This window comes from Actinomadura sp. KC216, from assembly GCF_004348535.1.
In the GTDB taxonomy this organism is placed as follows: Bacteria; Actinomycetota; Actinomycetes; order Streptosporangiales; family Streptosporangiaceae; genus Spirillospora.
The window spans coordinates 1-21,083 of sequence record NZ_SMJX01000024.1 but is presented as its reverse complement, the minus strand read 5'-3'; the positions used below and the strand labels follow the sequence as shown (position 1 = coordinate 21,083).

At 73.7% G+C, this 21,083-nt stretch carries 21 protein-coding genes and 1 riboswitch; of the genes, 6 read left to right on the top strand and 15 right to left on the bottom strand.

The features are described 5' to 3' along the window. Positions 1-10 precede the first annotated feature (10 nt). Both E1264_RS06755 and E1264_RS06750 read right to left on the bottom strand, forming a co-directional pair. Positions 11-613: a GNAT family protein gene (locus E1264_RS06755; RefSeq protein ID WP_132170682.1), complete on the bottom strand. Its 603-nt coding sequence runs from the start codon at positions 611-613 to the stop codon at positions 11-13. Further along, positions 606-1,337, bottom strand: coding sequence for a carboxymuconolactone decarboxylase family protein (locus tag E1264_RS06750; RefSeq protein ID WP_243710796.1), 732 nt, complete (start codon positions 1,335-1,337; stop codon positions 606-608). Before E1264_RS06750 ends, E1264_RS06755 begins: the two co-directional genes overlap by 8 nt. A 131-nt stretch (positions 1,338-1,468) precedes the next feature. Here E1264_RS06750 and E1264_RS06745 point away from each other — a divergent pair, with 131 nt between their 5' ends. Further along, positions 1,469-2,251 carry a class I SAM-dependent methyltransferase gene (locus E1264_RS06745; protein ID WP_132170680.1) on the top strand — a complete coding sequence of 261 codons (783 nt, stop codon included), beginning with the start codon at positions 1,469-1,471 and terminating at the stop codon, positions 2,249-2,251. Positions 2,252-2,264: 13 nt separating this feature from the next. Here the strand turns inward: E1264_RS06745 and glyA are convergent, their stop codons facing one another. From glyA to gap, 6 genes are all read right to left on the bottom strand, one after another. Next, the gene (glyA, locus tag E1264_RS06740) at positions 2,265-3,536 is read right to left on the bottom strand and encodes a serine hydroxymethyltransferase (RefSeq protein WP_132170678.1); all 1,272 of its coding nucleotides are present in this window, start codon (positions 3,534-3,536) and stop codon (positions 2,265-2,267) included. A 54-nt stretch (positions 3,537-3,590) separates the two neighbouring features. Next, positions 3,591-3,676: riboswitch (ZMP/ZTP riboswitch) on the bottom strand. 219 nt (positions 3,677-3,895) lie between these two features. Beyond that, positions 3,896-4,267 carry an RNA polymerase-binding protein RbpA gene (locus E1264_RS06735; RefSeq protein ID WP_132170676.1) on the bottom strand — a complete coding sequence of 124 codons (372 nt, stop codon included), beginning with the start codon at positions 4,265-4,267 and terminating at the stop codon, positions 3,896-3,898. An 82-nt stretch (positions 4,268-4,349) separates the two neighbouring features. Continuing rightward, positions 4,350-4,586 (bottom strand): preprotein translocase subunit SecG, encoded by a 237-nt coding sequence (gene secG / locus E1264_RS06730; RefSeq protein WP_132170674.1) that lies wholly within the window; start codon positions 4,584-4,586, stop codon positions 4,350-4,352. 151 nt (positions 4,587-4,737) lie between these two features. Continuing rightward, positions 4,738-5,550: a triose-phosphate isomerase gene (tpiA, locus tag E1264_RS06725; protein ID WP_132170672.1), complete on the bottom strand. Its 813-nt coding sequence runs from the start codon at positions 5,548-5,550 to the stop codon at positions 4,738-4,740. Positions 5,551-5,553: 3 nt separating this feature from the next. Further along, positions 5,554-6,741 (bottom strand): phosphoglycerate kinase, encoded by a 1,188-nt coding sequence (locus E1264_RS06720; RefSeq protein ID WP_132170670.1) that lies wholly within the window; start codon positions 6,739-6,741, stop codon positions 5,554-5,556. A 93-nt stretch (positions 6,742-6,834) separates the two neighbouring features. Next, on the bottom strand, positions 6,835-7,839 hold the full coding sequence (gap, locus tag E1264_RS06715) for a type I glyceraldehyde-3-phosphate dehydrogenase (protein WP_132170668.1): 1,005 nt from the start codon (positions 7,837-7,839) through the stop codon (positions 6,835-6,837). A gap of 178 nt (positions 7,840-8,017) precedes the next feature. On the opposite strand from gap, the gene E1264_RS06710 reads away from it, so the two are divergent. Genes E1264_RS06710 through E1264_RS06700 form a run of 3 tightly spaced genes read left to right on the top strand, consistent with a single transcriptional unit; the run spans position 8,018 to position 11,230 of the window. Continuing rightward, positions 8,018-8,746, top strand: a complete 729-nt coding sequence (locus tag E1264_RS06710) for a hypothetical protein (protein WP_132170666.1) — start codon at positions 8,018-8,020, stop codon at positions 8,744-8,746. Then, positions 8,743-10,014: a hypothetical protein gene (locus tag E1264_RS06705; RefSeq protein WP_132170664.1), complete on the top strand. Its 1,272-nt coding sequence runs from the start codon at positions 8,743-8,745 to the stop codon at positions 10,012-10,014. Before E1264_RS06710 ends, E1264_RS06705 begins: the two co-directional genes overlap by 4 nt. Further along, the gene (locus E1264_RS06700; protein WP_132170662.1) at positions 10,004-11,230 is read left to right on the top strand and encodes a hypothetical protein; all 1,227 of its coding nucleotides are present in this window, start codon (positions 10,004-10,006) and stop codon (positions 11,228-11,230) included. Before E1264_RS06705 ends, E1264_RS06700 begins: the two co-directional genes overlap by 11 nt. On the opposite strand, the gene E1264_RS06695 is transcribed toward E1264_RS06700, so the two are convergent. Next, on the bottom strand, positions 11,217-11,993 hold the full coding sequence (locus E1264_RS06695) for a hypothetical protein (protein WP_132170660.1): 777 nt from the start codon (positions 11,991-11,993) through the stop codon (positions 11,217-11,219). The genes E1264_RS06700 and E1264_RS06695 overlap by 14 nt on opposite strands. After that, entirely contained in the window at positions 11,990-12,517 is a 528-nt protein-coding gene (locus tag E1264_RS06690; protein WP_243710794.1) for a sigma-70 family RNA polymerase sigma factor, read from the bottom strand. Before E1264_RS06690 ends, E1264_RS06695 begins: the two co-directional genes overlap by 4 nt. 128 nt (positions 12,518-12,645) lie before the next feature. Between E1264_RS06690 and E1264_RS06685 the strand changes: the two genes are divergently transcribed. Further along, entirely contained in the window at positions 12,646-14,499 is a 1,854-nt protein-coding gene (locus tag E1264_RS06685; protein WP_132170658.1) for a heparinase II/III family protein, read from the top strand. Between the two features lie 3 nt (positions 14,500-14,502). On the opposite strand, the gene whiA is transcribed toward E1264_RS06685, so the two are convergent. From whiA to uvrC, 4 genes are all read right to left on the bottom strand, one after another. Further along, positions 14,503-15,483, bottom strand: a complete 981-nt coding sequence (whiA, locus tag E1264_RS06680; protein ID WP_132170656.1) for a DNA-binding protein WhiA — start codon at positions 15,481-15,483, stop codon at positions 14,503-14,505. 62 nt (positions 15,484-15,545) lie between these two features. Next, complete coding sequence (yvcK, locus tag E1264_RS06675) at positions 15,546-16,499, bottom strand: uridine diphosphate-N-acetylglucosamine-binding protein YvcK (RefSeq protein WP_132170654.1); 954 nt, start codon at positions 16,497-16,499, stop codon at positions 15,546-15,548. A gap of 102 nt (positions 16,500-16,601) precedes the next feature. Next, on the bottom strand, positions 16,602-17,480 hold the full coding sequence (gene rapZ, locus E1264_RS06670) for an RNase adapter RapZ (protein ID WP_132170652.1): 879 nt from the start codon (positions 17,478-17,480) through the stop codon (positions 16,602-16,604). Then, positions 17,477-19,477, bottom strand: a complete 2,001-nt coding sequence (uvrC, locus tag E1264_RS06665; protein ID WP_132170650.1) for an excinuclease ABC subunit UvrC — start codon at positions 19,475-19,477, stop codon at positions 17,477-17,479. Before uvrC ends, rapZ begins: the two co-directional genes overlap by 4 nt. Before the next feature lie 171 nt (positions 19,478-19,648). Here uvrC and E1264_RS06660 point away from each other — a divergent pair, with 171 nt between their 5' ends. Beyond that, a complete protein-coding gene (locus E1264_RS06660) occupies positions 19,649-20,809 on the top strand; it encodes a mechanosensitive ion channel domain-containing protein (RefSeq protein ID WP_243710793.1) in 1,161 nt (386 codons plus the stop codon). On the opposite strand, the gene E1264_RS06655 is transcribed toward E1264_RS06660, so the two are convergent. Then, positions 20,796-21,083 (bottom strand): Rieske (2Fe-2S) protein (locus E1264_RS06655; protein ID WP_132170648.1); only part of this gene is annotated, 288 nt, incomplete at its 5' end. The genes E1264_RS06660 and E1264_RS06655 overlap by 14 nt on opposite strands.

The following is a 21,083-nucleotide window of genomic DNA, read 5'->3' as shown; positions in this document are numbered from 1 at the left end:
CGGGCGGGCGTCAGGGGACGGCGTCGACGATCCGGCGGGACCCGATCCAGCGGGAGCGTTCGGCGGCGTAGTAGGCGGCGCCATCGGGCCCGGCGGGACCGTCCGGGCGGCGGCGCATCCCGAGCTGCAGCGCGATCTCCGCCGACGCCGGGTTCGCCGTGTCGATCTCGGCGGTGACCCGGTGCACGCCGACCACCCCGAACGCGTAGTCGAGGACCGCGCGGGACGCCTCGGCGGCCAGGCCCTGGCCCCAGTGGTCCGGTTCCAGGCTGTAGAGGATCTCCACGTCCACGCCGTGGCCGAGCGGGCCGTCGTGATGGCTGAGCCCCGCCACGCCGATCAGCGGGTCGCCCGCGCCGGGCGCGCGGGCGTCGGTGCCGTCGATCCCGCCGGACCAGCGGGCGGGGCGCAGCGCCCACAGCCCGTAGCCCTCGGTGGCGAAGTCCCGCTCGCTGGAGTCGATGATCTCCGACACCTGGACGGCGGAGATCAGCCGGTCGTGGAAGAGGTGCCGCCGCACGAGCGGGCCCGTCCAGTGCGTCAGCAGCGCGCCGTGGTCCCTCATGGTCACCGGGTGCAGGACGAGCCGCACCGTGCGCAGGACCTCACTCATGCCCGCCCTCCGCGAGGCCGTCGGCGGGCCATTCGGGCGCGGGCTCGCCGTCGGGGACGCCGACCCGGAACACGCGCAGCTGCAGCGCCAGCGCCCGGTAGTACCCGACGAGCGTGACCAGCTCCACGACGGCGGCGCGGCCGAGCGTCGTCGCCGCCTCGGTGAACACGGCGTCGGCGAGGTCGCCGTCCGCGACGAGCTGCCGGGTCGCCTCGTACACGACGCGTTCGCGGACGTCGGCGAGCATCGGCGCGCGGCCCTCGCGCAGCGCGTCCATCTCGCCGTCGGCGAGCCCGGCGCGGCGCCCGATCCGCTCGTGCGCGTACCACTCGAAGTCCGAGCGCAGGTGCGCGGCGACGACCAGCGTCGCGATCTCCCGCTCCCGCTTGGTGAACGCGGTGCGGAATCGCAGCGCGGCGCCGAGGTCCTGCAGCGGCAGCCCGACGGACGGGCTGTAGAGCATCGCGTTGAACGGGCCGAGGAGGCGGCCGGACTCGTCGGCCAGCCCGAACGGCGGTTCCGCGGCCGAAGGGTCCGGGTCGCCGTCCTCCGGAGAGGGGCTCGTGCGGCCGGAGCCGGAGGCGCGCGGGCCGCCGGTCACCGCCTCGTAGACGGCCAGCTGCTCGTCGCTGAGCGTGCCGGGGAGCAGCAGCGGCAGCCGGGTCGCGGCCGGACCGCGCGCAGGTCGATCGTTGACGCGCTCACCGCTCACGGGGTCGATCACTTACCGCACGCTAGGCGGTCGGCCCGGACGGCTCAAGTCCCGTCCGGAATGTGAAACCCCTGCCGCACGATGACGTGGCGGTCGCGTGACACCGGCCTCGCGCCCGGCGTCCGGCCTGGCAGGATGGCCCGGTGAGCGGCATCTACGACGACCCGTGGGCGTATGAGCTGGCGTGCTCGTTCCGCGACGTGCCCGCCGAGGTGGACGCGCTGCTCGGCTGGTGCGCCGAGCACGGCGCGCTGCCCGCGTCGGTGCTGGAGCTGGCCGCCGGGCCGGGCGAGCACGCCCGGGAGTTCGCCCGCCGCGGCGTCGACGCCACGGCGCTCGACCTGAACGCGGAGATGTGCGCGTACGCGGCGCGGGAGGCGGCGCGCGGCGGCGTCGAGGTGACGGTCGTCCACGACGACATGACCCGGTTCGACCTCGGCCGCCGGTTCGACCTCGTCGTGACCATGCTGGACTCGACGTCCCACCTGATGACCCTCGACGCGATGGTCGAGCACCTGCGCCGGGTCGCCGCGCACCTGTCCCCCGGCGGCCTGTACATCGTGGAGATGTCGCATCCGCGCGACCGGCTCACCGACGACCCGACCGTCAGCACGGGCTGGACGGTCGAGCGCGGCGGCGTCCACGCCAGCGTGCGGTGGGGCGAGCCCGGCGACCGGCTCGACCCGGTCACCCAGATCGCCGACGACCACGTCACGATGACCATCACCGGGGACGGCGCCACGCGGGTGCTGCGCGACGTCGTCCCGTACCGGTTCTGGACGGCCACCGAACTCGACGCCGCGATCCGCCTCGCGGGCGGCCTCGACGTCCTGGCCCGGCACGGCGACTTCGGGGTCGGCACTGACGCGGTGGCCCTCACCGACCCCGCCGCCTGGCGGATGATCACGATCCTGCGCGGGGCGTGACCGCCCCGGGCGGCTACGGCGTGGGCGTCCAGCCGGGGATCGGGTAGGACGCGAGCATCTCCCGGACCTCCCCGGCGACCCGCTCCACGACGCTCTCGTCCTGCTTGGTCGCGGCCTGCACGACCTCGTCCATCCACGCCGCGATCTGCGGCATGTGCCGCTCGGTGAGCCCGCGGGTGGTGATCGCGCCGGTGCCGACGCGGAGCCCGGACGGGTCGAACGGCTTGCGCGTGTCGAACGGGACGGCGTTGTAGTTCAGCTCGATCCCGGCCCGGTCGAGGGCCTGCGCGGCGGGCTTGCCCCCGATGCCCTTGTTCGTCAGGTCCATCAGGGTGAGGTGGTTGTCGGTGCCGCCGGAGATCAGGTCGTAGCCGCGCTCCACCAGCGCGGCGGCGAGGGCCCTGGCGTTCGCGACGATCTGGTGCGCGTACGCCGGGAAGTCGGGCTGCGACGCCTCCTTCAGCGCGACCGCGATCGCGGCGGTGGTGTGGTCGTGCGGGCCGCCCTGCAGCCCGGGGAACACGGCCTTGTCGACCGCCTTCGCATGCTCGGCCGTCGACAGGATCATGGCGCCGCGGGGGCCGCGCAGCGTCTTGTGCGTGGTCGTGGTGATCACGTCGGCGTGGCCGACCGGGGACGGGTGCGCGCCGCCCGCGACCAGGCCCGCGATGTGCGCGATGTCGGCGGCCAGCACCGCACCGGTCTCGCGGGCGATCTCGGCGAACGCGGGGAAGTCGATGATCCGCGGGATCGCGGTGCCGCCGCACCAGATGAGCTTCGGCCGCTCCTTCAGCGCCAGGTCGCGGACCTGGTCCATGTCGACGCATCCGGTGTCGGCGCGCACGTCGTAGCGGACGGACCGGAACCACTTGCCGGTCGCCGACACCGACCACCCGTGGGTGAGGTGCCCGCCCATCGGCAGCGACAGGCCCATCACCGGGTCGCCGGGGTCGAGGAACGCCATGTAGACGGCGAGGTTGGCGGGCGACCCCGAGTACGGCTGGACGTTGGCGTGCTCGGTGCCGAACAGCTCCTTCGCGCGCTCGATCGCCACCGTCTCGATCGGGTCGACGAACTGCTGGCCCTCGTAGTACCGCCTGCCCGCGTACCCCTCGGAGTACTTGTTGGTCAGGACGGTCCCGGAGGCCTCCAGGACGGCGGGCGAGACGTAGTTCTCCGAGGCGATAAGCCGGAGCTTCTCGTACTGGCGACGTGCCTCGTCCTCGACCAGCCCGGCGATCTCGGGGTCCTGGTCGTGCAGATGGGGAACGGCCGGTTGATGCATGGGATGCCTCCGCGCTGTCCGCGCCAGGGCTCCGGGCACCCCGGCGGATGGGGACCCGTACACCCAGGCGCGCGGTGTGCGGACTACTTCGCTCCCCGGTGGTCGACTCCACCTTGACTGCGCCAGTCGCGTGACGCCATCATACCGAGCCGCTCACCGTCCGCGCGGGGTTCCGCGCCGGACCGGCGTTTTCAGCGGCGGCGGGCCTCCAGGCCGGCCAGGACGCAGTCGAGCGCGAACGCGAACCGCCGTTCCGGCTCGCGCGCCGCGCCGATCTCCGCGCCGTTCCCGGGCGGAAGGCGCATGGCCCGGCCCCCCTTGGCGGGGGCCGGGCCATGCGGTGGTCTGTGCGCGGGCCGTCAGCGGCTCGCGGACTCCAGGGCCTGCTTCACGGCGGCGCGCTTCTGGCGGAGCTTGGCCAGCGCCTCTTCGAGGATGGCCTCGCCGTCCTCGTCGCTGCGGCGCTCCTTCACGTACGCCAGGTGCGTCTTGTACGGCTCGGTCTTCGGCGGGGCCGGCGGGTTGTCCGAGTCCTGCCCGGCGGGGAACCCGCAGCGCGGGCAGTCCCAGGTCTCGGGGACCGCGACGTCCGTCGCGAAGCTGGGGCGGGTCTCGTGCCGGTTGGCGCAGTAGAAGGTCACCCATACGCGGGGGGCGGCGTCGCCGCGTTCCGCCTCTCCCATCGGACCGGCCCCGACACGGCTGCCCCGAATCGCGTTGCCACTACCCACGGAGTACTCCTCGCTTGGTCTTCCGCCGCCGCCCGTGACCTCCTGGGACGGCGCGGCGCTCGCATTGGTCGGAACGGGTTGCTCAGGCGTCGCCCTTGAAAAGGAGCCCGAGGGCGACGATCGAGGCGAACCAGATGACGCCGACGGCGATCGTCAGCCGGTCGAGGTTACGCTCGACCACGGACGACCCGCCCAGGGACGACGAGATGCCGCCGCCGAACATGTCGGACAGTCCGCCGCCCTTGCCCTTGTGCATGAGGACGAGGACGACCATCAGCAGGCTCGTGACGATGAGCACGATGGAAGATGCGATGATCACGATTCTTCAGCGCCTTGTCTGTAGTTCAGGACGGTCTGTAGTTCAGACGGTGGGTCCGGCCGTGCGGTTTACCCGTCAGCTACGAAGGGTACGACGAACATCCCGCTGGTTCGGCAAGAACCCCCGGTTCACGCGGAATTGATCAGGTTGATCAGGTGGGAAGATCCCGGTACCGGCAGATTTTGACGAATTCTCCCGGGTCCAGGCTGGCACCACCGACCAAGGCGCCGTCCACGTCGGGCTGCGCCATCAGCTTGGCGATGTTGCCGCCCTTCACCGAGCCGCCGTACAGGATACGCACCTCGTCGGCCACTCCGCCGTCGTAGAGCTCGGCGAGCCGCGTCCTGATGGCCGCGCAGACCTCCTGCGCGTCCTGCGGGGTGGCGACCTCGCCGGTGCCGATCGCCCAGACCGGCTCGTAGGCGATCACGGTGCGCCGCACCTGCTCTGCGGTGATCTTCTCCAGGCCGCCGTCGAGCTGCTCGATGACGTGCGCGACGTGCCCGCCGGCCTTGCGGACCTCCAGGCCCTCCCCGACGCAGAGGATCGGGGTGAGGTCGGCCGACAGCGCGGCCTTGGCCTTGGCGTTGACGAGCGCGTCGTCCTCGGCGTGGTACTGGCGGCGCTCGGAGTGCCCGACGAGCGCGTAGGTGCAGCGCAGCTTGGCGAGCATCGCCGCGGAGATGTCGCCGGTGTAGGCGCCGGAGGCGTGCGGCGAGACGTCCTGCGCGCCGTACTCGATCGGGTACTTGTCGGCGTCGATGAGCGTCTGCACCGAGCGGATCGCGGTGAACGGCGGGATCACGGCGACGTCGACGGCCGCGTAGTCGGCGTCCTTGAGCGCGAACGCCATCTTCTGGACGAGCGCGATCGCCTCGAGGTGGTTGTTGTTCATCTTCCAGTTGCCCGCCATCAGCGGCTTGCGGGCGTCGGGCTTGCCGGAAGAGGGAGTCGCGGGGGCCATCGGTCAGTCCTCCAGGGCCTGCAGGCCGGGCAGCGTCTTGCCTTCGAGGTATTCGAGGCTCGCGCCGCCGCCGGTCGAGATGTGGGAGAAGGCGGCCTCGTCGAAGCCGAGCCGCCGGACGGCCGCGGCGGAGTCGCCGCCGCCGACCACGGTGAACGCGCCGGAGTCGATGAGGCCCTGCGCGACGGCGCGGGTGCCGTTCGCGTACGGCTCCATCTCGAACACGCCCATGGGGCCGTTCCAGAAGATCGTGCGGGCGTCGGCGAGGCGCGCGGCGAACAGCTTGCCGGACTCGGGGCCGATGTCCAGGCCGAGCCGGTCGGACGGGATCGCGCCGGCGGGCACGGCGTCATGGTCGGCGTCGGCGGAGAAGGCCGTCGCGGCGACGATGTCGACCGGGAGCACGAACTCGACGCCGGTGTCTTCGGCGCGCAGCAGGTACTCGCGGACGGTGCCGAGCTGGTCCTCTTCGAGGAGGCTCCTGCCGACCTCGTGGCCCTGGGCCTTGAGGAACGTGAAGACCATGCCGCCGCCGACGAGGATGCGGTCGGCCTTGCCGAGCAGGTTGTCGATCACGCCGAGCTTGTCGGACACCTTGGAGCCGCCGAGGGCCACCGCGTAGGGGCGCTCGACGTCCTCGGTGAGCCGCTTCAGCACCTCGACCTCGGCGACGATCAGCCCGCCGGCGGCGTGCGGGAGCCGCTTCGGCACGTCGAACACCGACGCGTGCCTGCGGTGCACGGCGCCGAACCCGTCCCCGACGTAGAGCTCGGCGAGGGCGGCGAGCCGGTCGGCGAACGCGCCGCGCTCGGCGTCGTCCTTGCTGGTCTCGCCCGGCTCGAAGCGCAGGTTCTCCAGGAGCGCGATGCCGCCGTCGGGGAGGGCGCCGGCGGTGGCGCGGGCGGAGTCGCCGGCGACGTCGGTGGCGAACGCGACGTCCGCGCGGAGCAGCTCGCCGAGCCGCGCGGCGACGGGGGCGAGGGAGAGCCCGGGCCTGACCTCGCCCTTGGGGCGGCCGAGGTGGGCGCAGACGATGACCTTGGCGCCCCTCGTCCGCAGCGCCTCGATCGTCGGCAGGCTCGCCCGGATCCGCCCGTCGTCGGTGATCGCGCCGTCCTCCAGGGGGACGTTCAGATCGGCCCGGACGAGGACGCGGCGGCCTTCCACGTCGAGGTCGTCAATGGTGCGCATCGGGATGCTCATCCTTCCCTGCAGTCCTTCCGTACACGGACACGCCGTGGCCGCGCTGCCGGTCGCGGGCGGCCACGGCGCGAAGGGCTGCGGTTACAGCTGGGAGCCGACGAGCTTGACGAGGTCGACGAGCCGGTTGGAGTAGCCCCACTCGTTGTCGTACCAGCCGACGACCTTGACCTGGTCGCCGATGACCTTGGTCAGCCCGGAGTCGAAGATGCAGGACGCCGGGTCGGTGACGATGTCGCTGGAGACGATCGGGTCCTCGGTGTAGGTGAGGTAGCCCTTCAGCGGGCCCTCCGCGGCGGCGCGGAACGCGTCGTTGACCTCCTCGACCGTGACCTCGCGGGACAGCGTGACGGTCAGGTCGGTGGCGGAGCCGGTCGGCACCGGGACGCGCAGCGCGTAGCCGTCCAGCTTGCCCTGCAGCTCGGGCAGCACCAGGCCGATGGCCTTGGCGGCGCCGGTGGAGGTCGGGACGACGTTCAGCGCGGCGGCGCGGGCGCGGCGCAGGTCCTTGTGGGGGGCGTCCTGGAGGTTCTGGTCCTGCGTGTAGGCGTGGATCGTCGTCATCAGGCCCTTCTCGATGACGAAGCTGTCGTGCAGGACCTTCGCCAGCGGGGCCAGGCAGTTGGTGGTGCAGGACGCGTTGGAGATCACCGTGTGGTTGGCCGGGTCGTACTTGTCGTCGTTGACGCCGAGGACGAGCGTGACGTCCTCGTTCTTCGCCGGCGCGGAGATGATCACCTTCTTGGCGCCGTTGTCGGCGTGCACCTTGGCCTTGGCGGCGTCGGTGAAGAAGCCGGTGGACTCGACGACGACGTCGGCGCCGACGTCGCTCCACTTCAGGTTGGCGGGGTCGCGCTCGGCGAAGGCCTTGATGGCCTTGCCGCCCACGACGATCTCGTCGGTGGTGGCGCGCACCTCCTCGGGGAAGCGGCCGAGGATGCTGTCGTACTTGAGCAGCTGGGCGAGCGTGGCGTTGTCGGTCAGGTCGTTGACCGCCACGATCTCGATGTCGGCGCCGGACGCCTTCACGGCCCGGTAGAAGTTCCGGCCGATCCGGCCGAACCCGTTGATGCCTACGCGGATGGTCACGGAACGGCTCCTCGCACATCTAAGCGCCCGGTGGTCAGCCGGACTGTTCAGCTACGTCTGTTCGGGGTTCTCCCCCAGCCTCGACCCTATCCAATGACCCGCGGGTAGCCGGACACCGGCTGGCCTGGCGGATCCGCGGTTGAGGGCGTTTCGCCGGTCATCAGTAGAATCGCGCTCCATGCGCCCCGCCCGGTTGCTCGTCCTTGCCCTGTGCGGGGTCCTGACCTGCCTTTTCGCGGGCCCGGTCGGGCCCGCGACGGCGGCGGCCGTGGAACGTGCCGATCAGCCGTCCCGCGCCGATCACCTCGCGGCGGCGCTGCGCCGCGACCCCGTGTACGTCACCGACCACGCGCCGCGGTCGCTGCCCCCGGACGCCGCCGCGCGGATCAGGGCGTCCGTCGCCCGGCTCGGGGTGCCCGCCTACGTGGCGGTGACGCCGACCCTCGGCCTCGGGGCGGACCAGCCGCCCGGCGCGCTCACGGTGCTGCTCCGCGACCGGCTGGGCAAGGACGGGATCTACATCGTGGTCGACCCGTCCGGCGGGCACGGGGAGGCCCGGCAGTTCGGCGGCTCCCGGCGGCTTCCGGTGGACGACGCCTGGTGGGCCGCGAAGTTCGAGCTGCCCTATGACGTGAGCGCCGTCGACATGATCGGGCGATTCGTGGACATCGCCCTGTCCGGCCGGGCGAGGGAGCGGCGCGATCACCCGGGCCCGCGGCCGAAGTCGGCGACGCGCAGGGCGCTGGACGCCGACGACAAGGCCGACCGGCGTGCCGACCGGGTCGAGATGGCCGCGTTCGGCGGCGGCGCCGCGCTCGGCGGGCTGCCGCTCCTCGGCCTGCTGGTCGCCCGCCGCGTCCGCCGGGCGAACCGGCGCGAAGGCGGCGGCCGGAGGGGGCGGAAGTGATGCGGGCGGGCGTCGCGGTGCTGCTCACCGTTCTGATCACGGGCGTGGGGCCGGTCGCCGCCGCGGACGATCCGCCGCACGCCCACCAGCGCCTCGACCGGGTCGCCGCCGCGCTGGCGAAGGACCCGCTGTTCGTCGATCCCGACGTCAGCGGCGCCCTCGACAAGGCCGAGCGCGCGCGGGTCCGCCAGGCCGTCCAGACCACGGCGAAGAAGATCGGCACCGCCGTCTACGTCGTCGTGATCCCGAACCCGAACGACTCGGAGTCGCAGGGACGCGACGACGCGTTCCTGTTCGCCCTGCACGACCGGTCGCGCCGGGACGGGCTCTACCTGATGGTCAGTTCGCATGGGCGCCTGGAGTCCGAGGCGTTCCAGGTGCCGCGCGACTACGACTTCTCGCCCCTGGACAAGGACGAACCGGGTTCCTCGCGTCCGGCCGACTACGACCGCCCGTACGAGGGCCTCGCGGAGCGGATCGTGCAGCGGCTGAACGGGTACGCCGTGGCGCCGTCGGCGTCACCGTCCACGCCGCGGCTGTACTCCAGCCCCGATCCGTTCGGGGAGGAGAACAAGCTGACGCCGAGCGACCCCGAGGTCAAGGGCCCGCTCCTCACCGGGCTCCTGCTGGCCGGGCCGCCGGCCGCCGTGCTGCTGTACTGGGCGGGCATCGGCGTTCTCGCGCTGGTGCGCAGGGGACGGCCGGGCGGGGGACGGTCCGGTGCGGGCGAGGTCGAGAAGCATCCCCGGGCGCCGCGGAAGCCGGGCATGCGGTGGCTGCGGCGCACCGCGTCCAAGGAGCTGGGGCGGCTCCGCGACCTGCTCGCCACGGCCGAGGCGGAGCGCGGGCGCGACTTCGCCGTGTCGGCCTACGACGCCGGGCAGATCCTCTACGACGACGCCAAGGACGACGCGGACCGCGCCATCGATCTCGCCGGCGCGATCGTCCTGGCCCGCCGGGGACGCGCCGCGCTGACCCGGAACGTCGCCTCGCCGCCCGTCCCGTGCCTGGTGAACCCGCTGCACGGCGACTCGACGGGCCGCGCGCACGTCCCGAAGCTGGACGGCGACGGCGTCCTGCCGAAACCGTGCCCGCTCTGCGGCGCCTGCCAGGAGCGCGAGCGCCGCGGCGGGTTGCGGAGGCATCACCTGATGGAGATCGGGGGCCGCCCGCACACCGCCGTCCCGGGCGTGTGGCGTGACACGGCGTGGGGCGCGAACGGCAAGAAGTTCCTTCCCCGTGTGATGAGGTACCTGGGTGTTGAGTGAACCGTCCCCCGGCGAACGGCTGGCAGCGGCGCTGCGCCGCTCCCCCATCCACGTCGATCCGTCGATCGCGTCCGCGCTGCCGGTCGCGGAGCGGCGCAGGCTCATCGCCAGGTTCAGGCAGGCGCCGGCGCCGATCTACGTGGTGCTCGTCCCGCTGGTCACGGGCGGCACCTGGGCGGACGCCGAGCAGCTCGCCACCGTCGTCCACGACCGCCTCGGCCGCGACGGGATCTTCATCACGCTCCGCGAGGACAGCCAGGACCTGACGGCCCGCGAGTGGGGCGGCGACCACCAGGCGCGCGACGCCGCGTGGGCGGTCACGCTGGACCGCGCCATGCGCGACGCGCCGCTCGCGGCCCGGCTGTCCCGCGTCACCGAGCTGATCATCGCGGGCACCGGCAAGCGGGAGTACGACCGGGTCTCCGCCGAGATCGACCGGCGCAGCAGCGCCCGGCGGGAGTCGGCGAACCGCGCCGGCGAGCCCCGCCCAGGCCCGGCGGACGACGACGGCGGCCTCGCCCTTCCCCTCGGCGCCGGCGTGGCGGGCCTCGCGGTCGTCGGCGCGGGCGGGTTCCTGCTGTGGCGGCGGCGCCGGATGGCGTCCGCCCGCCGCGAGGGCAGCGGCCTGCTGCTGCCCCGGACGGTGTTCGCCACCGCGCGGCGGGCGAGCGAGGACCAGCTGCGCGAGCAGGCGTCCCGCGAGGTCATCGCGTTCGGCGAGCTGCTGGACGAGACCACCGTGCCCACCACCGGCGAGCGGGCCCGCACCCTGATGACCGGCGCGCTGGACGCCTACCAGGCCGCGGGCAAGACCCTCGACGCCGCCCGGGGCGTCCCCGACCTGGCCGGGGTCCTGGTGCTGCTCGACCAGGGCCGCGACGCCTTCGCCTCCGCGCAGGCCGTCGCGAACGGCGACCCCGAGATCCCGCCGGTCCCGCTCTGCTTCTTCAACCCGCTGCACGGCGACGCGACCACCGGGATCGACTGGCGGCCGCTCGGATCGCGCAAAAGCCTCCGCGTCCGGACCTGCCGCCCGTGCGCCCGCGCGGTCCGCGGCAAGGAGACGCCGGACGTCCTGATGGACCACAGAGACGGCCGCGACGTCCCCTACTACGAGGCCGACCCGTCCGAGAGCGTCTGGGCGGAGACCGGCTACGGGCAGCTCCGCGACGACCTCGTCCACCGCGTCCTGCGCGGCGACGCTACCCCGCGCTGAACGGCAGCCGTTCGAGCACCTTCCCTCCCGCGCCGAGAACGGTGACGACGCCGTGGACGGGGGCTCCTGGCTCGGGCGGGGTGTACCTGCGCGGCCTCGTGGTGAACACCGTGACCCAGCCCTTCGCGGTCGCGCGGCGCGCGCAGCCCGCCGTGTCGCCGTCGCAGGCGAACCGCAGCCGGGTGCCGTCCGCGTAGCGGACCTCGAAGGCGACGGCGGCGGCGGACGTGACGCCGGTCCAGGACACCTCTCCGCGGCCGCGCGCGCCGGCGTAGGAGGCGTACGTCCGGGTGCCGGTCCGGGACGCGGCGTACGCCCGGCAGTCGAGCCGTCCGCCGCCGCCCGTGACGCGGAGGAAGCGCAGGCCGCCCGTGCCGTCGCCGATCGCGACGAGCCAGCCCCCGCCGCCGGGAACCGGCAGCGCTCCGGCCCGCGCCAGCAGGTTCGCGTTCTCCCGGGCGGGCCGGTCGCCGGCGCACAGGCGCGGGACGATCTGCGCGACCTGCTTGTCGCCGGGCCCGGACGGCACCGGGGCCACGGCCACCGTGGGACGGGCGTCGCCGCCGGCCGCCAGGCCGGGGACGAGGGCGGCGGCGGCGATCCCGGCCGTCACCGCGGCGGCGGCGACCGGGACCGCCCGGCGGCGCCGCGCCCGCCTGGCGGCGGCGCGGGCCTGGACGCGGGCCCACGCGTCCGGGCTCACCGCGTACGACGTGCCTTCGGCGTGCAGGGCGTCCCGCAGGGCCTTCTCTGTCACGGTCATTCGGGTGCACCTCCCAGGGCGCGCTGGAGGGCGATGAGCCCGCGGCGGATGTGGGTCTTGGCCGAGCCGGGCGCGATGCCCATCGCCTCGGCCACCTCGTGGTCGGCCAGGTCGAGCCAGTACCGCAGGACGATCGCCTCGCGCTGGCGGCGGGACAGGCCGTCCAGCGCGCCGATCAGCTCGTGGTCGCCCTCCCGGTCGAGGACGACGGTCTCGGCGGCCCGGACCGGTTCGGGCGGCGGCGGCTGCCGGAGCCGGGCGATCCGCAGGTGGCGGCGCCGGTTCCGGACCAGGTTGCAGACGGTGGCGCGCAGGTAGGCCGGGGCGGTCTCGGGGCGGCGCAGCGCCGCGCGGCGGCCGTGCAGCCGCGCGAACGCCTCCTGGGCCACGTCCTCGGGGTCGTCCGCGCCCAGCAGGCCGGCGAGCCCGACCAGCCGCCGGTAGTGCGCGGCGAACAGCTCCTCCAGCGCGTCGCGTGCGGGCGCCGGCGGCTCGCGCGAGCCGAGTTCTTCGACGGAGATCACGTCATTGAGACACTCCCGGGCCGGTTTCGATGACACCGGAGGGCCCGCTCCCGCGGCCGTCGCCGAATGTTCACCGTCCCGTCACCGGGGACGGTCAGCCGGAGCGGCGCGTGGCGTGTCCTTGACGCATGATCACTCGATCTTGGAAGGGTGCCCGCCGCGCGGGGAGCGCCGTGCTGGTGCTGGCGCTGTCGGCGGGCTGCGAGCGGGCCGCCGCGCCGCCGCCCGTGGTCCCGGTGACGGCGCGGGTCGCGGCGGACAGGTCGGTGTGCCTCGGCTACAACGGCCTGGACAGGCTGAACCCGGCCGCGGAGGTCCGCGCGGGCCGGTTCAGGGTGCCGGGCGTCCCGCCCGTGCGCGTCGCCACCGGCACGGACGTGGACTGGGGCCTCGACCCGCACGGCAACCGGACGTGGCAGCTGTGGCTCCACTCCCTCGAATGGCTCGGCGGCGCGATCAAGGAGTACGGGCGGACCGGCGACCGCGCGGCGCTCGACACGGCCACCGGGATCGTCCGCGACTGGCTCGCCGACAACGACGACCCCCGGCGGTTCGGGAAGCACCGGCGGGAGGCGATCGCCGAGGGCACCAAATTCCGGCTCGCCACCCTGGTCTGCCTGCGGCGGCACCGCAGCGGCCGCTGGCTCGACGACGCGATCGCCGAGCACGCCCGGTGGCTCGCCGACCCCGCCCACTACTCGGGGCCGTGGAACCACGGCACCGACGAGTCGATGATCCTCATGACGGCGGGCTGCGGCATCGGCCGCGACGACCTCGCCGAGCTCGGCCTCCGGCGGCTGCGCGAGGCGATCCTCGACCCGCCCGGCGGCGCGCGGCCCGCCATCGACGCGGAGGGCGCGAACAACGAGCAGTCGGCGTACTACGCGGTCTACAACCGGAGCCGGTGGCGGCTCGCGTTCCGGGTGATGCACCGGTGCGGGCGGCCCGTCCCGGCCGAGCTCGCCCGGCGGCACCGGCTGCTGGACGAGTTCATCGCGTTCCAGACGACGCCCGCCGGGGACCTCGTCCAGATCGGCGAGTCGCAGGCGGCGGACGCGTCGGAGATCGGCTCTCCCGGGGACGGCCCCCTCGGGTACGTGGCGTCCCAGGGGCGCGCTGGCACCCCGCCGGCGGCGCGGGCGCGCGTCTACCAGGCCGGATACGTGATGGGGCGCTCCGGATGGGGCCGCGACGGGCGCGCGTTCACCGACGAGATGTCCTACACCGCGCGGTTCGGCCCCGGCCGGTACGCGCACGGCCAGAACGACCACATGGCGCTGACGTTCCACGCCCTCGGCCGCGACGTCCTGGTCCCGAGCGGCCACATCGGCTACAGCGACCCGGCGTGGCAGGAGTGGCTGCGCTCGCCCGACGCCCACAACACGGTCGTGGTGCGGGACGTCCCGTTCCAGCCGGGCGCGGCCACGGCCCTGACCGCGCACCGGTTCCGGCGCGGCGCCGACACGTTCTCGTTCACCGACACCGCCTTCACGGGGACGACCCGGTCGCGGTCGGTGCTCGCCGCGTCCGGCCCCGACGCCCTCGTGGTGCTGGACGACGTGCGCGCGCCCGCCCCGCGTGCCGTGGAGCAGCTCTGGCACCTGCCGCCCGCGTTCACCGCCGTCCCGCGCGGGACGGGCGCCGTCGCGACCGCCGGGCGGGTCCGCGTCCACTTCCTGCGAATACCGCTGCCGGGCACGGCGCCGTCACCCGCCCGGACCGTCCGCGGGTCGCTGAACCCCAAACAGGGGTGGGTCGCGCCGGGGCACCGCAGGAAGGCCCCCGCGCCGGTCGTGTCGCTCCCGGGACGGGGGGCGCGGGTGCGGATGCTGACGCTCATCGCCCCCGTCCGCGGCACGGAACGGCCGGACGTGCGCGTCCGCCCGCTGCGCGGCGGCGGCGTCCGCGTGGACGCGTCGTTCTCCGGTCACCGGCTGGTCTTCGTGGCCGGGCCCGACGGCGGCATCCTCCGGGTCCGCTGAGGGTCAGGGGGCGAGCATCTCGGCGGTCAGGTTGGCGTCCGTGCCCGGGATGCCCTGGTCGCCGGCGCGCTTGTCGGCCATGGCGAGCAGGCGGCGGATGCGGCCGGCGATGGCGTCCTTGGTGAGCGGCGGGTCGGCGAGCTGGCCGAGCTCCTCCAGCGACGCCTGCTTGTGCTCCAGCCGCAGCCGCCCGGCCTTGACCAGGTGCTCGGGGGCCTCGTCGCCGAGGATCTCCAGCGCGCGGGCGACGCGGGCGCCGGCGGCGACGGCGGCGCGGGCGGAGCGGCGCAGGTTCGCGTCGTCGAAGTTCGCGAGCCGGTTCGCGGTGGCGCGGACCTCGCGCCGCATCCGCCGCTCCTCCCAGGCGAGGACGCTGTCGTGCGCGCCGAGCCGGGTGAGCAGCGCGCTGATCGCGTCGCCGTCGCGGACCACGACCCGGTCGACGCCGCGGACCTCCCGCGCCTTCGCGTGGATCTTCAGGCGGCGGGCCGCGCCGACCAGCGCCAGCGCCGCCTCCGGGCCCGGGCACGTCACCTCCAGCGACATGGACCGGCCCGGCTCGGTCAGCGAGCCGTGCGCGAGGAACGCGCCCCGCCACGCCGACTCGGCGTCGCACGCAGCGCCCGCGACGACGTGCCGCGGCAGGCCGCGGACGGGCCGCCCGTTGTTGTCGATCAGCCCGGTCTGCCGGGCGAGCGACTCCCCGTCCCGGAAGACCCGGACGACATAACGGTTGCCTTTACGCAGCCCGCTCGGCGCGAGCACCACGACCTCCGAGGTGTGCCCGAACACCTCCGCGATGTCCTTGATCAGCCGCCGTGCCGCGACCCCGGTGTCGATCTCGGCCTCGATCACGATGCGCCCGCTGACCAGGTGCAAGCCGCCCGCGAAGCGCAGCAGCGTCGAGACCTCGGCCTTGCGGCAGCACGGCTTCATGACCGTCAGCCTGCTCAGCTCGTCCTTGACCACACCGGTCATCGCCATGAGTTGGACCCCTCCCCCTATCGGACTCCCAGCAGTGTCGCCGATCGCGGCGGCGCCGGGCGTCACTCACTGAATATCTGTACGAAGGCTTGGGCCAGACGGGCCGGTTCGTGGCGCGGGGACCCGTCGTCGGCGGCGACGTCGGCGAGCACGAGGCGCCCGCCGATCTCCTGGACGGCCTTGTCGAGCGCCGCCGGGTCGTCCACCACCCCGCGGTCGGCGAGGACGACGTCGATGCTCAGGTCGGGTGCGTGCGCCCGCAGGACCTCCAGATGGGTCTGCGGGGAGAAGTCGTCGGTCTCGCCGGGCTGCGGCGCGAGGTTCAGCGCGACGGCGCGGCGGGCGCTGGAGGCGGCGAGCGCGCGGGCCAGCGCCGGGACCTTCAGGTGCGGCAGGACGCTGGTGAACCACGAGCCGGGCCCGAACACGATCCAGTCGGCGTCGTCGACGGCGGCGAGCGCCTCCGGGCAGGCGGGCGGGTCGGCCGGGACGAGCGAGACGCCGAGCACGCTCCCGGGCGTCTTCGCGCACGCGACCTGCCCCTTGACGTGGGTGATCTCGTCGGGCCTGGACGGGTCGGCGCCGCGGACCTCCGCGACGATGTCCATCGGGACGGCCGCCATCGGCAGGACGCGGCCGTGCGCGCCGAGCAGCCGCCCGACCCAGTCGAGCCCGTCGACCGCGCCCTCCTGGCCGAGCAGCTCCCACAGCGCGACGATGAGGAGGTTCCCGACCGCGTGGCCCCGCAGGTCGCCCTCGCTGCGGAAGCGGTGCTGGACGACGTCGCGCCACGTCTGGCCCCACTCGTCGTCGCCGCACAGCGCGGCGAGCGCCATGCGCAGGTCGCCGGGCGGCAGGACGCCGAGCTCGCGGCGGAGCCGCCCGCTGGACCCGCCGTCGTCGGCGACGGTGACGATCGCGGTCAGCCGGTCGGTGACGCGGCGCAGCGCCGACAGCGAGGCGTAGAGGCCGTGGCCGCCGCCGAGCGCGACGACCTTCGGGCCGTTGGGCTTCACCGTGGCGTCGACCTGCTCTCCTCGTCCGGGACCCCGCCGGGCGCCGGTTCTCTACCCGGGGGGCGTGGGGGTGGTCCCCCAACAAGGGGCCGGACGGGGATTCTACTCGCGGCCGAGGTCACGGTGGGCGACCTGCACCTCGATGCCCTCGTCGCGCAGCCGGGCGGCGATCTGCTCCGCCATCGCCACACTGCGGTGCTTGCCGCCGGTGCAGCCCACGGCCAGCGTCACGTAGTGCTTGCCCTCGCGCTCGTAGCCGTCGGCGAGGAGCCGCAGCACCTCCGCGTACGCGTACAGGAACTCCTTGGCGCCGCGCTGCCCGAGGACGTAGTCGCGGACGGCGGCGTCGCGGCCCGTCTTCGGCCGCAGCTCCGGCACCCAGTGCGGGTTCGGCAGGAACCGGCAGTCGACCACCAGGTCGGCGTCGACGGGCAGCCCGTACTTGTAGCCGAACGACACGACGGTCGCGCGGAGGCTGGTCTCGCCGGTGTCGTTGCCGAAGAACCCGATGATCTTGTTGCGGAGCTCGTGCACGTTGAGGCCGCTGGTGTCGATCACCAGGTCGGCCTCGGCGCGGACCTCGCGGACCAGCTCCCGCTCGCGGGCGATGCCGTCGACCAGGCGGCCGTCGTCCTGCAGCGGGTGCGGGCGCCGGACGCTCTCGAACCGGCGCACCAGGTCGGCGTCGTTCGCCTCCAGGAAGACCACGCGGGGGTGGACGCCGCGCGCCTCCAGCTCGGCGATGGCGGAGTGCAGGTCCTCGGTGAAGGCGCGGCTGCGGACGTCGACGACGACGGCGATGCGGGGCACGGCGTCCTTCACCCGGCCGCCGAGGTCGGCCATCGTGGCCAGCAGCCCCGGCGGCAGGTTGTCGACCACGAACCAGTCGAGGTCCTCCAGGGACTTGGCCGCGGTGCTGCGGCCCGCCCCGGACATGCCGGTGACGATCACGATGTCCGGGATCTTCGTCTCGCTGGTCATGACCCTCTCCCCGTGTGCTCCCCGTCGTTTCCGCCCGTCTCGCCGCCGCCCGTCCCGTCGCCCCCGCGCGGGACCGCGGCGCCGTGCAGCGCCGCGACGATGCCCTCGGCGCTGCGCAGCCCGATCCCCGGAACCTCGGCGACCTGCTCGGGCGTCGCGTCCTTCAGCCGCTTCAGTGACCCGAAGTGTTTCAGCAGTGCCGCGCGGCGCGCCGGGCCCAGACCCGGAACGTTATCGAGTTCGCTCACCGTCATGGACTTCGAGCGCCGCTGCCGGTGGAACGCGATCGCGAACCGGTGCGCCTCGTCGCGGACCCGCTGGACGAGGAACATGCCCTCGCTGTTGCGCGGCAGGATCACCGGGTCGGCCTCGCCGGGCAGCCATATCTCCTCCAGCCGCTTGGCGATGCCGCAGACGGCGATGTCGTCGACGCCGAGCTCGTCCAGCGCCCGCTGCGCGGCGGCGACCTGCGGCGGGCCGCCGTCGACGATCACGAGGTTGGGCGGGTAGGCGAACTTGCGCGGCCTGCCGGTCTCCGGGTCGATCGGCTGGTGCGCTCCCTCCTCGTCAGGATCGCCCAGGTGATCCAGCTCGCCCATCTTCTCGCTCTCGGCGAGGTAGCGCTTGAACCGGCGGGTGATGACCTCGTGGATGGAGCGGACGTCGTCCTGCCCCTCGACGGCCTTGATCGAGAACCGGCGGTACTCGCTCTTGCGGGCCAGGCCGTCCTCGAACACGACCATCGACGCGACCACGTTGGTGCCCTGGAGGTTCGACACGTCGTAGCACTCGATGCGCAGGGGCGCGTCGTCCAGCTCCAGGGCGTCCTGGATCTCCTGGAGCGCGCGGCTGCGGGTGGTGAGGTCGGACGCGCGGCGCGTCTTGTGCTGCTTGAGCGCCTCGTGCGCGTTGCGCGCGACCGTCTCCAGCAGCGCCTTCTTGTCGCCGCGCTGCGGGACGCGGAGCCGGACCGGCCCGCCGCGCTGCTCCGACAGCAGCTCGGCCATCGCCTCCTCCTCGGGCGGCAGGGCCGGGACGAGCACCTCCCGCGGAACCGATTCGCTCTCGCTGTAGATCTGGATGAGGAAGTGCTCGACGAGGTCGGCGGTGGTGACGTCCTCGACCTTGTCGACGACCCAGCCGCGCTGCCCGCGGATCCGGCCGCCGCGCACGTAGAAGACCTGGACCGCCGCCTCCAGCTCGTCCTCCGCGAACGCGATCATGTCGCAGTCGGTGGTGTCGGCGAGGACGACGGCCTGCTTCTCCAGCGCGCGTTCGAGGGCGCGGACGTCGTCGCGGAGCCGGGCGGCGCGCTCGTACTCCTGCGACGCGGCGGCCTCGCGCATGTCGCGTTCGAGGCGCTTGGTGAACCGGGTGGTGTGGCCCGCCATGAAGTCGCAGAAGTCTTCGGCGAGCAGGCGGTGCTCCTCCGGGGTGACGCGGCCGACGCACGGCGCGGAGCATTTGCCGATGTAGCCGAGCAGGCAGGGCCGGTCGAGCTGGTGCTGCCGCTTGAACACCCCGGCGCTGCACGTCCGGACGGGGAACACGCGCAGGAGCTGGTCGACCGTCTCCCGGATCGCCCACGCGTGGGAGTACGGCCCGAAGTAGCGCACACCCTTGCGCTTGGCACCGCGCATCACCATCACCCTCGGGAACTCCTCGTTCAGGGTGACGGCGAGGTAGGGATACGACTTGTCGTCGCGGTAACGGACGTTGAACCGCGGGTCGAACTCCTTGATCCAGGAGTACTCGAGCTGGAGGGCCTCGACCTCGGTGGCGACGACCGTCCAGTCGACCTTCGCGGCCGTCCGCACCATGGTCTGCGTGCGGGGGTGCAGCGCGGAGAAGTCGGCGAAGTAGGAGTTGAGGCGCTGCCGCAGGCTCTTGGCCTTGCCCACGTAGATGACCCGGCCGTGCTCGTCTCGGAACCGGTACACCCCGGGGGACTCGGGGATCGAGCCGGGGGCGGGTCGGTAGGTCGCCGGATCTGCCACGTTCGAAAGCCTAGTGGGCGGCGCCGACACGCCGTGCTCCCGCGCGTCCCGTCCCGGGGTGTCTCCGCAGGTGACAGATATCTCGCCGTCCGTCTCACATGATCGCAAAACCCTGGGAAAGAGAAGGTCGGAAGAGGGTGCTGTGCCCGGTGGGAGGAGGTCGGAGCGAACGTGTCCGCGTTCTGGGCCTGGATCGTCCTGGCGGCGGTGGTCGCCGCGGCCGTGATCGCCGTGGAGGCGGGGCGGCGGCTGCTGGCCGGGCGGCTGTCGGCGCGCTGGCCGGGTGCCGGGCTCGTCGCCCGGCGGGTCGCCGCGCCCGCGTTCGCCTTCGCCGCGGTCGTGGGGTGCAGCACGGCGCTGCCGTTCCGGCTGCTCGCCGACCCGGCGGAGGACGCGGTCCGGCAGGTGCTGCGGATCGCGGCGATCGGCACGACGACGTGGCTGGTGCTGCGGATCGGCTACGCGCTGAGCGATCCGCCGCTGGACCGGCTGATGCGGATCGAGGGCGACCGCAACCGGCGGGCCAGGAAGGCCCGCACGCAGATGCTGCTGTTGCGGCGCATCGCGACCGTGCTGATCGTGGTGCTGGCGCTCGGCGCCGCGCTGTTCACCTTCCCGGGGGTGCGCGCGGTCGGCGCCGGGGTGCTGGCGTCGGCGGGCGTCGCCGGGCTGGTCGTCGGCATCGCGGCGCGGCCGGTGCTGGGCAACCTGCTCGCCGGGCTGCAGCTGGCGTTCAGCGACGCGCTGCGGCTGGACGACGTCGTCGTCGTGCAGGGCGAGTGGGGGCTGGTCGAGGAGCTGACCTTGTCCTACGTGTCGCTGCGGCTCTGGGACGACCGGCGGATGATCTTCCCGGTGTCGTACTTCACCGAGCAGCCGTTCGAGAACTGGACGCGGCACTCGTCCCGGCTGCTCGGCTCGGTGGACCTGCACGTCGACTGGTCGGTCCCGATCGACGAGCTGCGCGCCGAGCTGTACGCGGCGCTCCGCGACAACCCGCTGTGGGACCGGCGCGAGTGGATCCTGCAGGCGGTGGACGTCCAGCCGAACGGGCTGGTCACGATCCGCGCGATGATGAGCGCCGCGGACTCGGCGAGCACCTGGGACCTGCGCTGCGACGTGCGCGAGCATCTCATCTCCCACATCCGCCACCACTATCCCGAGGCGCTCCCCCGGATCCGCGTCGAGACCCCGGAGCCCGCCCGGGACGTGCGCGGTGACGGTGACGGGGACGGAGGCCGGAACGGTGAGCGGGACGGAGGCCCGAACGGTGACCGGGCCGCCCCCGGCGAGGACGGCCCGGCGCCCGCGAAGACGATCAGGCGAGCGTGATCTGCCCGCCCTGGACGTTGATCTTCTTCTCCTCCAGCGGCTCGTCCGCGGGCGGGCTCGCCACCGACCCGTCGGCGATCTTGAACTTGCTGCCGTGGCAGTGGCAGTTGATCGTGCCGCCGGACACCGAGCCGACGGCGCAGCCGCGGTGCGTGCAGGCGGCCGAGTACGCCTTGAACTCGCCCTGCGACGGCTGGCACACCACGACCTTGGCGTCCTTGAAGATCTTCCCGCCGCCGACCGGGATGTCGGCGGCCGCCGCGAGGGGCGTGCC

What these genes read in the sequence shown, in the direction of transcription:
- E1264_RS06755 (WP_132170682.1), bottom strand. Translation starts at nt 613, where the DNA reads ATGAGTGAGGTCCTGCGCACGGTGCGGCTCGTCCTGCACCCGGTGACC.
- glyA (WP_132170678.1), bottom strand. Translation starts at nt 3,536, where the DNA reads ATGCATCAACCGGCCGTTCCCCATCTGCACGACCAGGACCCCGAGATC.
- tpiA (WP_132170672.1), bottom strand. Translation starts at nt 5,550, where the DNA reads ATGGCCCCCGCGACTCCCTCTTCCGGCAAGCCCGACGCCCGCAAGCCG.
- E1264_RS06720 (WP_132170670.1), bottom strand. Translation starts at nt 6,741, where the DNA reads ATGCGCACCATTGACGACCTCGACGTGGAAGGCCGCCGCGTCCTCGTC.
- E1264_RS06710 (WP_132170666.1), top strand. Translation starts at nt 8,018, where the DNA reads ATGCGCCCCGCCCGGTTGCTCGTCCTTGCCCTGTGCGGGGTCCTGACC.
- E1264_RS06695 (WP_132170660.1), bottom strand. Translation starts at nt 11,993, where the DNA reads ATGACCGTGACAGAGAAGGCCCTGCGGGACGCCCTGCACGCCGAAGGC.
- E1264_RS06685 (WP_132170658.1), top strand. Translation starts at nt 12,646, where the DNA reads ATGATCACTCGATCTTGGAAGGGTGCCCGCCGCGCGGGGAGCGCCGTG.
- whiA (WP_132170656.1), bottom strand. Translation starts at nt 15,483, where the DNA reads ATGGCGATGACCGGTGTGGTCAAGGACGAGCTGAGCAGGCTGACGGTC.
- rapZ (WP_132170652.1), bottom strand. Translation starts at nt 17,480, where the DNA reads ATGACCAGCGAGACGAAGATCCCGGACATCGTGATCGTCACCGGCATG.